Source organism: Pseudoalteromonas rubra (genome assembly GCF_005887095.1).
Taxonomy (GTDB): domain Bacteria; phylum Pseudomonadota; class Gammaproteobacteria; order Enterobacterales; family Alteromonadaceae; genus Pseudoalteromonas; species Pseudoalteromonas rubra_E.
This window is the reverse complement of the sequence record NZ_PNCI01000017.1, coordinates 70,320-83,368: the sequence shown is the minus strand read 5'-3', so window position 1 is coordinate 83,368 and position 13,049 is coordinate 70,320. Positions and strand designations below refer to the sequence as shown.

Genomic DNA, 13,049 nt, shown 5'->3' with positions numbered 1-13,049 from the left:
GTTATGCACCGAGCGATACTATGTAATTGGTTATTCGAAGGTCTCTTCCGGCAGCATTTCAATGCTATGGATGATCACGGGTACTTTGGGGATAAAGGTGTAACCCAGCTTTTTATTGTAGTCAGTTTCGACCTGCATAATTTTGTCCAGCGTGTCAAAGCCATCTGATACGCTGCCAAACACCGCAAAGCCCCATCCGCGTCCTGGGTTAAGGTGGTCATTGTCATCCATGTTGAAGAAAAACTGCCGTGTACCTGAGTGTGGTTTATTGTCCTGATAGGCCATTGCAATGGTGTACATATTGTTTTTCAGGCCATTGCCACTTTCGTTAAAAATAGCTGGACGCTCAAACATGCCATCATAGTCTTTGTCGTAGCCACCACCCTGGATAACAAAATCCCGCTCGTTCGCGTCATCCCGTTCAACGCGGTGAAAAACAGAGCCTTTGTAATCTCCGTTGATCACATAGGTCAGAAAGTTATTAACCGTGATTGGGGCACGGGAGCGGTCCAGTTCGACGATCACTTTACCCAAAGAGGTATTGATCTGAACTTTAGGAAAAAGGTTGTCTTTTTGGACGAAACGTCCTTCTTTATTGTTTGCAAATGAGAAACAGCTCACCAATGCTAATATGGATAGAATAAGGGTACGAAGCATAGCTAGACCTTTTTATTGTTGCAAAAAGTTGATTAGTTCTTTGTCTGACAACATACGCGTGATCACCTGTTCGGCGAGTCGGTTTAGCTGTCCCTCAACTTGAGACTGATCATGTTTCAGCGGTTTGCTGAATTGCGCTTCGCCGTTAAAGGGTTTTGAAAAGGTTCGTTGCCCTTTGACTACTTCGACAACGAAATCAGCATTTGCCGTGCTTTCGTGACGACTGAGAGATTCATCGACCTTGGCGACAAAGGAACGAATACGCAGTGTCAGCTGAGTGTCACTGTGTTGTGCCAGCGTTACGCCGTTGGCTTCCAGAGCCTGAGAAAGCAGCTTGGTTAAAGTGACTGGCAAATCCGCGTTTGGCAGGTAAACAGCGGGCTCTTGTTCCAGCACTTTAATGGTAAATTTAGTGGTACGGTTGTCGACAACCTTAATTGCCATTGTATTGGATAGCTGGCTTATATTACCGCCCTGATAACTGGGATTGAGGATCACAGATTTTGGGGCACTACTACATCCGGCCAGTAGTGTGATTGCTGCACCGAAGAGAGTTGCAGAAAATGCTAAACGCATGATTAGCTCCTTTTAATAGAACTGAGTACCGTAAACTTTTTATTATTGCCTATCACCTTACAATTCCCGAACAGGCGCTGCAACTTATCAAGGTAATCAAGGTGACGGTTGCCAATGATCCTGAGCTCTCCGCCATTTCTCAGGGTATCCTTTGCTTGCAGGAACATTTGCCAGGCGATGTGATCGGTGATTGCCTGTGCCTGATGAAACGGCGGGTTGCACAACACCAGATCAGCAGAGTTTGGTGCAAAGTCGCTGAGGCAATCATTTTGTACAAACTGGCAGTCGCCCAGTCTGTCTGGCAAGTTACTGCTGACATTCTCTTTGGCGCTGGCCACAGCCATGGCAGATTCATCCACAAAGGTTACCTGAGCACTCGGCATCCGTGACAGCGTTTGTAACCCAATCACGCCGTTACCACAGCCCAAATCGATTACCCGCAATGGCTTTTTACCCGCCGGCAGATAATTCATAAAAAAGCGTGCGCCGATATCCAGTGAGTCCCGGGAAAACACATTGGCATGGTTGTGAATTGTGAAGGGCGAGTTTTCCAGAGGCCAGCTGACCGGGAACTTGTCAGCCACGGGCTTGCCTGTAGTGGCACAGAAGATCAGGCGAGATTTCTTAACTGCCAGGCTGGTGGTCGGCTCTTGCAAAAAGTGGCTAAAACTTTTCAGTGTAGAAGTATGAATTTCTTTGGCTTTACCTGCTGCTACAACGGGTATCCCCGGAGCAAGGTGGCTAAGCTGGGATAGCTGATGTTGCAGTAGTCCGGCATTCTTAGGCACTTTAATCAAAACCAGGTCGCACTGTTGAGGCAGGTCCGCCAAACTATTCAGCTGGGTAAATTTAGCGTCGTCCAGCATCCAGTCCAACTGATTTTCAGCCAGGTTATGGCGCGTTGCCTGCCGGGCCACGAATGAGTCACTTACCTGTGTGATCTGCCACTGCGGGTGATCTTTCAGTTGCGCTGCCAGCGCACAGCTTAATGCTCCAAAGGCATCATTGAGGATCAGGATGTCGCGTGCATCCGGGTAGGCTGTGGTAATATGATCCAGCAAGTATTCGTCGGCCGCATCCCAGGCTTGCAGGCTGCGGTTTTTTTGCTCAAGGGGAAAACGATGCAGGGTCAGAGCCGTGCCGGCCAGTACAGCGTCGGTGATCATGATGGGGTGAATCTCACTCATGGTTGGTGCCATTATTTTGCACAGAAGCAAAGAACAGCAAAACTAACAGAACGCGTAATATAGCATGTCGAGACTGAACAAAGAATGTTTGCCCGGGCAAACACCGCAATTGCCGCCTGGCTTTAAGTTTTTGCCCACCTGTATCGGGTTTGAGAAAAGCTTGTCGCTGTATGAACATTTGGTGACGACGCTGAGCTGGCAGCAGCCCAGTATCACACTTTTTGGCCGAACCTCGCCAATTCCCAGGCTCCAGTGTTTTATCGCAGACCCGTTGGTATCATACGGATATTCGGGCACTCAACTCAACAACACCCCCTGGCCAGATGTACTCAGAGCAATGCGTTCCCGCCTGAAACGTGAGTATGGGCAGGATTTCAATGCACTGCTGGTTAATTGGTACCGAGATGGCCAAGATAGCATGGGCTGGCATAGCGATGATGAAGCTGAGCTGGGCCTTAACCCGACGATTTTTTCCTTATCATTGGGAGCAACACGCGCTTTTAAAATTCGCCACAAACAGACACATGAGACAGTGACGCTGCCCCTGCCAACCGGTTCTGGGCTATTAATGACGGGTCGCAGCCAGCATGACTATCAGCATGCATTGCCCAAACAAGCCCGCGTCACCCAAGGGCGAATTAACCTGACCTTCAGAACAGTTGGTTAATGGTGCATAAGTGCGTATAGTATGCGCTAAATTTTCTCCGTATTGGGAGTGAGTTATGTCAATGCAACAACAAATCTACAGCAAACTTGCCGACGCCATCGCGTGCAAACATCTCAACGTTATCAACGAAAGTCATATGCACAGCCGGGGTCACGAGTCGCATTTTAAAGTGATTGTCGTCAGCGACAAGTTTGCCGGGCAACGCCTGTTACAGCGCCATCGTCTGATCAATGAGGTATTAAAGGAGGAGCTGGCCAATCACATTCATGCGCTGGCCATCCATACTTATACACCGGACGAATATGCTGATCAGCATGGCGAAGTCCCTGATTCACCGAGCTGCCTGGGCGGTTCAAAATTCGACAGCGAGTGATCAGACCTGTGTTTTCAGGATCTGCATTTAAACTAACGCGGTTTTCATAATACAGAATATGTAGGAATAGACATGGTCATCAAACCTAAGATCCGTGGTTTTATCTGTACTAACGCCCATCCGGTGGGCTGTGCTGAGCACGTAAAAGAACAAATTGCTTATGTTAAGGCTCAGGGCCCAATCAACAATGGTCCTAAAAATGTCCTGGTGATCGGTGCGTCAACCGGTTACGGCCTGGCTTCTCGTATCACCGCTGCATTTGGTGCTGGCGCAAAAACGCTGGGTATCTTCTTTGAAAAGGAAGGCACAGAGAAAAAAACGGGCTCAGCTGGCTGGTATAACACCGCGGCATTTCAGCAAGCTGCTGATGAAGCAGGCCTGTGGTCCAAGAACATTAACGGCGATGCCTTCTCCGACGAATTAAAAGCCAAAGCGGTTGAAACCATCAAAGCCGAAATGGGCAAAGTGGACTTGATCATCTACAGCCTGGCATCACCGCGCCGTACCGATCCTAAGTCGGGTGAGACTTTTTCATCGGTTCTTAAGCCTATTGGTCAGACAGTTACCACCAAAAACCTTAATACCTCTAAGCGGATCATCGACGAAGTGACCGTTGAGGCGGCTAATGAGGAAGAGATCGCCAACACAGTGAAAGTGATGGGTGGTGAAGACTGGGAGCTGTGGCTGGAAGCGCTAAAAGAGGCGGATGTACTGGCCGAGGGATTCAAAACATCGGCATACACCTATATTGGCAAAGAACTGACCTGGCCTATTTACGGTCATGCGACTATTGGTAAAGCCAAAGAAGACCTAGACCGTGCCGCTGACGCTATCAAAGCCTCTACAAAAGCGTTAAATGGTGAAGCTTATGTGGCGTCATTAAACGCTGTAGTAACTCAGGCGAGCTCGGCTATTCCGATTATGCCTTTGTACATCTCTACGCTGTTCCGGGTCACCAAAGAAGATGGTACTTACGAGGGAACTATCGAGCAGATCCAGGGGTTGTTTAGCGAAAACCTGTACGGTGAGACGCCACGTTTTGACGAAGGTGGCCACCTGTTCCAGAACTATAAAGAACTGGAAGACGGTGTACAGGCACGCATCAAGGTGATCTGGGATAAAGTAGATACCGACAGTATTGATGAGCTGACAGATTACGCTGGTTATCACAATGAATTTCTGAAGCTGTTTGGCTTCGGCATTGAGTCAGTTGACTATGATGCAGACGTCAATTCTGTGGTTGAGATTAATCATCTGATCTAGCCGACAAGCGGGCGAATTCGTGTAGTTCGCCCGTTTTAACATGTGCCCACAGTAGAGAAAACCCCTTCCCAATTTGCCTTTCATTTTTCATCAATACCACTTTGGTCTATATTTAAATTCTTGCAGTGACGCCCAATGAACTAAATCCATTGTTAAGTCGTATTATTTTCATATTTCCACTCGCATAGTCAGTACGATTAATGTTAAAATTGCGGAAATATGTAAGGACTATATACCACGGTGCTCGTTTCCCGTTGCGGACAGGTTGGCCCGACTTTGTGTATGTTGTGCCAGCTCTTTGACTCCAATACAACTCAGAGAATAGTGCCGTGGTAAGTAAAGATTTATCAATTTCTTTCCGTTAATGTAATGCAAGTGCGTATGATCAACATAAAAAAAGGTCTGGACTTACCCATAGAGGGCGCACCACAGCAAGTTATTCATGATGGTTCTGCTGTCAAACGAGTAGCTGTGTTGGGTGAAGAGTTTATTGGTATGCGTCCAACCATGCGAGTCCGTGTGGATGACCAAGTCAAGAAAGGCCAAGTTCTTTTTGAAGACAAAAAGAATCCTGGCGTCAAGTTTACTGCGCCAGCCTCTGGTGTAGTTAAAGAAATTAACCGTGGAGCCAAGCGTGTTCTTCAGTCCGTTGTGATTGAAGTACAGGGCGATGAGCAAATCACTTTTGAAAAGTTCCCGGCTGCTGAACTCGGCAACCTGGATCGTGAAAAGGTGAAAGAAGTGCTGATCGAATCGGGTCAATGGCCAGCGTTGCGTGCACGTCCTTTCAGTCGTGTAGCAGTACCTAGCGCGTCGCCAAGCTCGATCTTTGTTACCGCAATTGACACTAACCCTCTAGCTGCGGATCCTGCTGTTGTGATCGCTGAAAACGTGGAAGCGTTTGAAGCTGGTCTGGCTGTGGTTTCGCGTCTGACTGACGGCAAAGTGTTTGTTTGTAAGCAATCTGGCAGTAAGGTGCCGAGCTCTTCGCTTTCTCAGGTAGAAGTACATGAGTTTGCGGGTGTTCACCCTGCTGGTCTGGTTGGTACACACATCCACAATCTCGATGCTGTTGGTCCAAACAAGCAAGTATGGCACCTGGGTTACCAGGATGTGATTGCTTTCGGTAAGTTATTCCTAAGTGGTGAAATCTACACAGACCGTGTTGTTGCTTTGGCCGGTCCGAGTGTGAAGAACCCACGTCTTGTTAAAACTCAAGTTGGTGCGTCGTTAACCGATTTAGTTGCAGGTGAAACTGAAGACGGTGAAAACCGGGTCATTTCTGGCTCTGTGTTAGCTGGTAAAACAGCCGCTGGTCCTCATGCTTACCTGGGTCGTTACCATGTACAGGTTTCTGTGTTGTCTGAAGGTCGCGAAAAAGAGCTGTTTGGCTGGATCGCACCAGGTAGCACTAAGTTCTCTGTAACTCGTACCTTCATTTCTCACTTTGCGCCAAGCCGTCTGTTCAAGATGACTACCTCTACCGGTGGCTCAAAGCGTGCGATGGTGCCAATTGGTAACTATGAGCGTGTAATGCCGCTTGATATCCTGCCAACTCTGTTGTTGCGTGATCTGATCTCTGGTGATCTGGACAGCGCGATTTCACTGGGTGCGCTAGAGCTGGATGAAGAAGATCTGGCGTTGTGTACCTTCGTTTGTCCGGGCAAATACGACTATGGATCAATCTTACGTGATTGCCTGACTACAATCGAGAAGGAAGGTTAAAATGGCCTTAAAGAAATTTTTAGAAGACATTGAACCTCACTTTGAACCTGGTGGTAAACACGAGAAGTGGTATGCCCTGTACGAAGCAGTTGCAACTGTTTTCTACACGCCAGGTTATGTCAACAAAGGCGGCACTCACGTACGTGATAATATCGACCTGAAACGTATCATGATCTTAGTATGGATGGCGACATTCCCTGCTATGTTCTTCGGTATGTTCAACATTGGTCACCAAGCAGCTATCGCGCTGGGCAATGGTTTTGAAATTGCAAACACTTGGCAGGCGGCACTATTCCAGCTGTTTGGCGGTGAGCTTACGGCTGATTCTGGCTGGGGCGCGAAGATGTTCTACGGTGCCTGTTTCTTCCTGCCGATTTACGCGACTGTATTCATTGTCGGTGGTTTCTGGGAAGTATTATTTGCCTCAGTGCGTAAGCACGAAGTGAATGAAGGTTTCTTTGTAACATCAGTACTGTTTGCCCTGATCCTGCCTGCAACGATCCCGCTATGGCAAGTTGCGCTGGGTATCACCTTCGGTGTGGTAGTGGCAAAAGAAGTATTCGGTGGTACAGGCCGTAACTTCCTGAACCCGGCACTGGCTGGTCGTGCATTCCTGTTCTTTGCATACCCAGGCGACATCTCAGGTGACACGGTGTGGACAGCGGTAGACTCTTTCTCAGGTGCAACTTACCTGGGTCAGGCAGCAACAGGCGCGCTTGATTATGACAACATGGTACTGTGGTGGAACGCATTCTACGGCTTTATTCAAGGTTCAGTAGGTGAAACTTCTACACTGGCTATCATGATTGGTGGTTTGTTCCTGATTTATGTTCGTATTGCATCGTGGCGCATTGTCCTGGGTACTTTCCTGGGTATGGTTGTGATGTCTATGCTGCTGAACATGATCGGCTCAGACACTAACACAGTATTCGCTATGCCTTGGCACTGGCACTTAGTACTGGGTGGTTTTGCATTCGGTATGTTCTTCATGGCAACCGACCCGGTATCAGCGTCTTTCACAGACAAAGGTAAGTGGGCATATGGTGCATTGATTGGTGTAATGGTTGTGCTTATCCGTGTTGTTAACCCGGCATACCCAGAAGGTATGATGTTGGCAATTCTATTCGCAAACCTGTTCGCACCACTTTTCGACCACATGGTTGTGCAGTCAAATGTGAAGAGGAGATTAGCACGTGTCTAGTAACAATGAATCTATCGGCAAAACGCTAGGCGTTGTTGTTGGCCTATGTTTAGTGTGTGCGGTTGTCGTATCTTTTGCGGCAGTACAGCTTCGCCCACTGCAACAGGCAAACAAAATCGAAGACGTGCAGCGCAACATTTTGGCAGCTGCTGGCGTTGAGAACGTTGAGAACGTGTCAGAAACCTACAACCAAGTGATTGACGCACGCGTTGTAGACATGAACACCGGTGAGTTTGTAGACACAGATCCTAACTCATTTGATTTCACTATGACTAAGTTCGATGCGGCGCGCAGTGTTGCTTTGCCAAAAGCAAAAGACGTTGCAGGCATTCAGCGTATGACGACTGAGTCTCCGGTTTACCTTGCAAAGAACAGCAACGGTAAATATGAGTCTGTGATCCTGCCAATTCAGGGTTACGGTCTTTGGGGTATCATGTACGGCTTCGTAGCATTGGATTTGGATGGTGAAACCATTCAGGCAATCAAATTCTACCAGCACACTGAAACTGCAGGTCTGGGTGGCGAAATCCAAAACCCAAGATGGACTGCAACCTGGGAAGGCAAAAAGCTACCAATCGACGTAGTGAAAGGCACAGCAGGTAACGACGTGCATAAAGTAGATGGTCTGTCTGGTGCAACGTTAACGTCTAACGGTGTTGAAAATACATTTACGTTCTGGACAGGCGACGATGCGTTTGGTCCATTCCTTGCGAAAGTACGTGAAGGGGCATTGAACTAATGGCAAACTCAAAAGAAATGAAGCAAGTCCTGTTTGGACCTGTCTTCGCAAATAACCCAATTGCACTGCAAGTACTGGGTATCTGTTCTGCGCTGGCAGTAACTTCAAGCCTGAAAAACGCACTGATCATGTCAATTGCATTGACTGTGGTAACTGCGTTCTCAAGCTTGTTCATCTCTATGATCCGTAACCACATTCCGTCAAGTGTGCGGATCATCGTTCAGATGACCATCATCGCGTCTCTGGTTATCGTTGTTGACCAGGTACTTCAGGCATTTGTGTATGCCACGGCAAAAGAGCTGACGGTATTCGTTGGTCTGATCATTACCAACTGTATCGTAATGGGTCGTGCCGAAGCATACGCAATGAAGTCGCCACCTCTGATGTCATTCCTGGATGGTATCGGTAACGGTCTGGGCTACTCAGTTGTACTGATCGCAATTGGCTTCGTACGTGAACTGTTCGGTGCCGGTGCACTGTTCGGTGTTGAAATTCTGCCGCTAATCTCTAACGGTGGTTGGTACCAGCCTATGGGTCTGTTGGTTATGCCATTTAGCTCGTTCTTCTTAGTAGGTATCTTTATCTGGGTACTGCGTACCTGGAAGAAAGACCAAGTAGAAGCTAAGGCATAAGGGGAGAGAGATGGAACATTATCTGAGTTTATTTGTAAAAGCGGTTTTCGTTGAAAACTTAGCGCTATCTTTCTTCCTGGGGATGTGTACTTTCCTGGCGGTATCTAAGAAAGTCACTACCTCATTCGGTCTGGGTGTTGCGGTAATCTTCGTACTGGGCGTTGCTGTACCAGTAAACAACGTGGTTTATCACGCTATTTTGGCACCAGGCGCACTTGAGTGGTTAGGTTTCCCAGAAGCTGACTTAAGCTTCCTGAAGTTCCTGACATTTATCGGTGTAATCGCGGCACTTGTACAGATCCTTGAGATGACTCTGGACAAGTTCTTCCCGGCACTTTACAACGCTTTGGGTATCTTCCTGCCTCTGATCACAGTTAACTGTGCAATCTTTGGTGCGGTATCCTTCATGGTTGAGCGTAACCTGAACTTTGGTGAGTCAGTGATCTTTGGCTTAGGTTCTGGTGTGGGCTGGGCGCTTGCTATCGTATTGCTAGCAGGTCTTCGCGAGAAAATGAAGTATGCTGATATTCCTGATGGTCTGCGTGGTCTGGGTATTACCTTTATCACGGTAGGTCTGATGGGCTTTGGCTTCCTGTCATTCTCTGGTATTTCACTTTAAGGTAGCGAGGAAACTATACGATGGAAACTATTGTATTAGGTGTAAGTATGTTCATCGCTATCGTTGTGGTGTTGGTACTTATCATCATTGCAGCGAAATCTAAGCTGGTACCTAGCGGTGACATCATGATCGGCATTAATGGCGATCCTGAAAAAGCAATTAAATCTGCACCAGGCGGTAAGCTGTTGAGCTCACTGGCTGATGCTGGCATCTTCATTTCATCTGCCTGTGGTGGTGGTGGTTCATGCGGTCAGTGTCGCGTCCACGTACACTCTGGTGGTGGTGACATTTTGCCAACTGAACTTGATCACATCACCAAAGGTGAAGCCCGTGAAGGCTGTCGTCTGGCGTGTCAGGTTGCTGTTAAAACAGACATGGAGATTGAAGTTGAAGACTCAATCTTCGGTGTGAAGAAGTGGGAATGTACAGTTATCTCTAACGATAACAAAGCAACCTTCATCAAAGAGCTTAAGCTGGCTATTCCTGACGGTGAGGTTGTACCTTTCCGCGCGGGTGGTTATATCCAGATTGAAGCGCCTGCACACCATGTTAAATACGCAGACTTTGATATTCCTGATGAATATCGTCCGGATTGGGAGCGTTTTGGCTTCTTTAACCTGGAGTCTAAAGTTGACGACGAAACGATCCGTGCATACTCAATGGCGAACTACCCGGAAGAGTACGGCATCATCATGCTGAACGTACGTATCGCAACGCCGCCGCCTAATAACCTGAGCCTGCCTTGTGGTAAGATGTCATCGTACATCTGGTCACTGAAAGAAGGCGACAAAGTCACGATTTCTGGCCCATTCGGTGAATTCTTCGCGAAAGACACTGATGCAGAAATGGTCTTCGTTGGTGGTGGTGCAGGTATGGCGCCAATGCGTTCACACATTTTCGACCAGCTTAAGCGTCTTAACTCTGATCGTAAGATGTCTTTCTGGTACGGTGCACGTTCTAAGCGTGAAATGTTCTACGTGGAAGACTTTGACGGCCTGCAGGCTGAAAATGATAACTTCCAGTGGCATGTTGCACTTTCTGATCCTCAGCCTGAGGACAACTGGGAAGGTTACACAGGCTTCATCCACAACGTACTTTATGAAAACTACCTGAAAGATCATGAAGCACCAGAAGACTGTGAATTCTACATGTGTGGACCACCGATGATGAACGCGGCGGTTATCAACATGCTGAAAGACCTGGGTGTTGAAGATGAAAACATCCTGCTTGATGACTTCGGTGGTTAAGCTGAAATACATATGATCTTAAAGTGGTTTTTAAGATAAAATGGAAGCCCCTTAGCAGTCATGCTGAGGGGCTTTTTTTATGGGTAATGCTCCGTACAAAGCGGGGGTTACTGGCAAACGAATTACAAGGGATGACACTGATGCTAAGACAGAGCCAGTTCTGTTTCATTTTCTTATTAAGTATGCTGCTTGTGGCATGTGGCCAGGCAAACAAATCAGCTGAGCCTATTGTGCTACAGGGCAGTACGATGGGCACAACCTATAACATTAAGGCTTTTCCACAGCAAAACACACTGACTAAAGAGCAGCTACATACTGAGGTTGAGGCCGCGCTTAAAGCGGTGAATCAGTCTATGTCGACCTATATTCCGGATTCAGAGATCAACCAGTTTAATCGTCTGGCTGCCAACCAGGTCATGCCGATAAGCGATGATTTCAGGAAGGTGATTGCTGAGTCCATCCGTTTGGGTTTGTCTACTCAGACACTGGATGTGACTATGGGACCTCTAATTGATTTGTGGGGGTTTGGCCCTGACAAGCGTCCGACCAAGCGACCTTCTGAGCAGCAGCTGGCGCAGATGCGTGACGAAATTGGTCTCGACAAGCTCACGCTGACAGACGCTGGCCTGGCAAAATCACTGGACCATCTGGAGCTGTCTTTCTCTGCCACGGCAAAAGGCTATGGCATTGATAAAGTGGCAGAACTCATCGAGTCTCATGGTATCACCAACTATATGGTGGAAATTGGTGGTGAGCTGAGGTTGGCGGGTACTAAGCCGGGTGATGAGCCCTGGCGCATTGCCATAGAGAAGCCGGATGCACCGGTTGGACAAAGACAAATTCACAAAGTGATTGAGCCGGGTAAGAACAGTGTGGCGACGTCAGGCGACTATCGTATTTTCTATGAAATGGATGGTGAGACCTTTACCCACCTGATTGACCCGGGTACAGGTAAGCCAGTAAAACACGACCTGGTGTCTGTCACGGTATTGCACCCTTCTGCGATGACGGCCGATGGGCTAGCCACCGCGCTAACCGTGATGGGTACAGAACGCGCCAGAGCGTACGCCGAGCTACACGACTTAGCGGTCTATTTGATCAGCAAAAGTGATGAAGGTCTGAAGGTGTATGCCAGCAGTGCATTCAAGCCTTATTTATAATGAGATCTGCGTCGCGAACGTTTTAACTTAAGCGCGTTTAGTTATATAATGAGCACAATTCACCGTCACACATCCACACTTGTGGATGAATATGCAAAAGGGGCCTGAGATGTCACTATTTTTACTTACCTTCGGATTGCTGTTATTGATCGCCGTTGCGATGGCGGTAGGCGTTATCGTACAGAAGAAATCAATGGCCAGCAGTTGTGGTGGTCTGGGCTCCATGGGTATCGACAAGATCTGTGATTGTGACGATCCGTGTGATAAGCGCAAAAAGCGTCTCGCGAAAGAACAAATGTGGAAAGAGAATCAAATTCTTTAATCCGCTGATACTATCGAAAACGCAAGCCCAGGCTTGCGTTTTTGCGTTTCAGGCCCGAATAACAGAGCCCTAACCCAATGCAACAAATCCTGTATTTTATTCGCCATGGTGAGCCGCTTGAAACTGGCCGTTTGCTCGGAAGCACAGATATGCCGGCAAGCGAGCGGGGCAATGAGCAGGTGTATGCCCAACTGCAGGCTTGTGGTGCCATTACACAGGTGATTAGCTCTCCATTGTTGCGGTGTCAGACAGTGGCGCACGCGTTTTGTGAAACAGCCGGTTTGCCAATACAGGTTGATCCCAGGCTCAATGAAATGGACTTTGGTGACTGGGACGGACAAAGCTATGAAGCGCTCTGGCAGTCAACACAGTCGCCCGGTATTGGAGATTTCTGGCAAAGCCCCTGGCAGTATACGCCACCAAATGGCGAGCCGATGTCGGTATTCCATCAGCGCTTAGTTGACTGGTGGCAACAGTTCACAGCACGCCCCTCATCTGAGTCTGTGGCAATTGTCACTCATGCGGGCGTTATTAAGCAGTTGCTGGCCATCTGGTTAGGCTTGCCTGAGGGCTTTGATACGCATTTATCTCGTCTGGAGATAGGTTATGCCAAAATGATTAAAGTATCTGTGTTCTGCGACGAGACAGGTCATGTCTGGCCGAAAGTTGTGTTTTAGACGT

15 protein-coding genes are annotated in these 13,049 nt (G+C 48.0%); 12 read left to right on the top strand and 3 right to left on the bottom strand.

Annotated features, from left to right (window positions below):
- Positions 1–30: 30 nt before the first annotated feature.
- From CWB99_RS08125 to CWB99_RS08115, 3 genes are read right to left on the bottom strand one after another with little or no spacing between them, the layout of a single operon-like run.
- Positions 31–657, bottom strand: a complete 627-nt coding sequence (locus tag CWB99_RS08125) for a peptidylprolyl isomerase (protein ID WP_249331783.1) — start codon at positions 655–657, stop codon at positions 31–33.
- A gap of 12 nt (positions 658–669) precedes the next feature.
- Positions 670–1,233: a YajG family lipoprotein gene (locus CWB99_RS08120; RefSeq protein WP_138550407.1), complete on the bottom strand. Its 564-nt coding sequence runs from the start codon at positions 1,231–1,233 to the stop codon at positions 670–672.
- 2 nt (positions 1,234–1,235) lie between these two features.
- Positions 1,236–2,399, bottom strand: a complete 1,164-nt coding sequence (locus CWB99_RS08115) for a methyltransferase (protein WP_138550502.1) — start codon at positions 2,397–2,399, stop codon at positions 1,236–1,238.
- An 85-nt stretch (positions 2,400–2,484) separates the two neighbouring features.
- Here CWB99_RS08115 and CWB99_RS08110 point away from each other — a divergent pair, with 85 nt between their 5' ends.
- From CWB99_RS08110 to CWB99_RS08055, 12 genes are all read left to right on the top strand, one after another.
- Positions 2,485–3,087 carry an alpha-ketoglutarate-dependent dioxygenase AlkB family protein gene (locus tag CWB99_RS08110; protein WP_138550406.1) on the top strand — a complete coding sequence of 201 codons (603 nt, stop codon included), beginning with the start codon at positions 2,485–2,487 and terminating at the stop codon, positions 3,085–3,087.
- A 55-nt stretch (positions 3,088–3,142) separates the two neighbouring features.
- A complete protein-coding gene (locus CWB99_RS08105; protein ID WP_138550405.1) occupies positions 3,143–3,460 on the top strand; it encodes a BolA family protein in 318 nt (105 codons plus the stop codon).
- Between the two features lie 72 nt (positions 3,461–3,532).
- Positions 3,533–4,723, top strand: coding sequence for an enoyl-ACP reductase FabV (gene fabV, locus CWB99_RS08100; RefSeq protein ID WP_138550404.1), 1,191 nt, complete (start codon positions 3,533–3,535; stop codon positions 4,721–4,723).
- A 381-nt stretch (positions 4,724–5,104) separates the two neighbouring features.
- Positions 5,105–6,448, top strand: coding sequence for a Na(+)-translocating NADH-quinone reductase subunit A (locus CWB99_RS08095; protein WP_138550403.1), 1,344 nt, complete (start codon positions 5,105–5,107; stop codon positions 6,446–6,448).
- 1 nt (position 6,449) lies between these two features.
- The gene (locus CWB99_RS08090) at positions 6,450–7,649 is read left to right on the top strand and encodes an NADH:ubiquinone reductase (Na(+)-transporting) subunit B (protein ID WP_046002970.1); all 1,200 of its coding nucleotides are present in this window, start codon (positions 6,450–6,452) and stop codon (positions 7,647–7,649) included.
- Positions 7,642–8,388: a Na(+)-translocating NADH-quinone reductase subunit C gene (locus CWB99_RS08085; RefSeq protein ID WP_138550402.1), complete on the top strand. Its 747-nt coding sequence runs from the start codon at positions 7,642–7,644 to the stop codon at positions 8,386–8,388. The genes CWB99_RS08090 and CWB99_RS08085 overlap by 8 nt, the downstream gene beginning before the upstream one ends.
- Complete coding sequence (locus tag CWB99_RS08080; RefSeq protein WP_010382928.1) at positions 8,388–9,020, top strand: NADH:ubiquinone reductase (Na(+)-transporting) subunit D; 633 nt, start codon at positions 8,388–8,390, stop codon at positions 9,018–9,020. Before CWB99_RS08085 ends, CWB99_RS08080 begins: the two co-directional genes overlap by 1 nt.
- A 10-nt stretch (positions 9,021–9,030) precedes the next feature.
- Positions 9,031–9,639, top strand: coding sequence for an NADH:ubiquinone reductase (Na(+)-transporting) subunit E (gene nqrE, locus CWB99_RS08075; RefSeq protein ID WP_010382927.1), 609 nt, complete (start codon positions 9,031–9,033; stop codon positions 9,637–9,639).
- A gap of 20 nt (positions 9,640–9,659) precedes the next feature.
- Positions 9,660–10,886, top strand: coding sequence for an NADH:ubiquinone reductase (Na(+)-transporting) subunit F (nqrF, locus tag CWB99_RS08070; protein WP_138550401.1), 1,227 nt, complete (start codon positions 9,660–9,662; stop codon positions 10,884–10,886).
- 131 nt (positions 10,887–11,017) lie between these two features.
- Positions 11,018–12,046 (top strand): FAD:protein FMN transferase, encoded by a 1,029-nt coding sequence (locus tag CWB99_RS08065; RefSeq protein WP_138550501.1) that lies wholly within the window; start codon positions 11,018–11,020, stop codon positions 12,044–12,046.
- Positions 12,047–12,155: 109 nt separating this feature from the next.
- Complete coding sequence (gene nqrM / locus CWB99_RS08060) at positions 12,156–12,368, top strand: (Na+)-NQR maturation NqrM (protein WP_010382924.1); 213 nt, start codon at positions 12,156–12,158, stop codon at positions 12,366–12,368.
- Positions 12,369–12,445: 77 nt separating this feature from the next.
- Positions 12,446–13,045 (top strand): histidine phosphatase family protein, encoded by a 600-nt coding sequence (locus tag CWB99_RS08055; protein WP_138550400.1) that lies wholly within the window; start codon positions 12,446–12,448, stop codon positions 13,043–13,045.
- The last annotated feature ends 4 nt before the right edge of the window (positions 13,046–13,049 follow it).

What these genes read in the sequence shown, in the direction of transcription:
- CWB99_RS08125 (WP_249331783.1), bottom strand. Translation starts at nt 657, where the DNA reads ATGCTTCGTACCCTTATTCTATCCATATTAGCATTGGTGAGCTGTTTC.
- CWB99_RS08120 (WP_138550407.1), bottom strand. Translation starts at nt 1,233, where the DNA reads ATGCGTTTAGCATTTTCTGCAACTCTCTTCGGTGCAGCAATCACACTA.
- CWB99_RS08115 (WP_138550502.1), bottom strand. Translation starts at nt 2,399, where the DNA reads ATGATCACCGACGCTGTACTGGCCGGCACGGCTCTGACCCTGCATCGT.
- CWB99_RS08110 (WP_138550406.1), top strand. Translation starts at nt 2,485, where the DNA reads ATGTCGAGACTGAACAAAGAATGTTTGCCCGGGCAAACACCGCAATTG.
- CWB99_RS08105 (WP_138550405.1), top strand. Translation starts at nt 3,143, where the DNA reads ATGTCAATGCAACAACAAATCTACAGCAAACTTGCCGACGCCATCGCG.
- fabV (WP_138550404.1), top strand. Translation starts at nt 3,533, where the DNA reads ATGGTCATCAAACCTAAGATCCGTGGTTTTATCTGTACTAACGCCCAT.
- CWB99_RS08095 (WP_138550403.1), top strand. Translation starts at nt 5,105, where the DNA reads ATGATCAACATAAAAAAAGGTCTGGACTTACCCATAGAGGGCGCACCA.
- CWB99_RS08090 (WP_046002970.1), top strand. Translation starts at nt 6,450, where the DNA reads ATGGCCTTAAAGAAATTTTTAGAAGACATTGAACCTCACTTTGAACCT.
- CWB99_RS08080 (WP_010382928.1), top strand. Translation starts at nt 8,388, where the DNA reads ATGGCAAACTCAAAAGAAATGAAGCAAGTCCTGTTTGGACCTGTCTTC.
- nqrE (WP_010382927.1), top strand. Translation starts at nt 9,031, where the DNA reads ATGGAACATTATCTGAGTTTATTTGTAAAAGCGGTTTTCGTTGAAAAC.
- nqrF (WP_138550401.1), top strand. Translation starts at nt 9,660, where the DNA reads ATGGAAACTATTGTATTAGGTGTAAGTATGTTCATCGCTATCGTTGTG.
- CWB99_RS08065 (WP_138550501.1), top strand. Translation starts at nt 11,018, where the DNA reads ATGACACTGATGCTAAGACAGAGCCAGTTCTGTTTCATTTTCTTATTA.
- nqrM (WP_010382924.1), top strand. Translation starts at nt 12,156, where the DNA reads ATGTCACTATTTTTACTTACCTTCGGATTGCTGTTATTGATCGCCGTT.
- CWB99_RS08055 (WP_138550400.1), top strand. Translation starts at nt 12,446, where the DNA reads ATGCAACAAATCCTGTATTTTATTCGCCATGGTGAGCCGCTTGAAACT.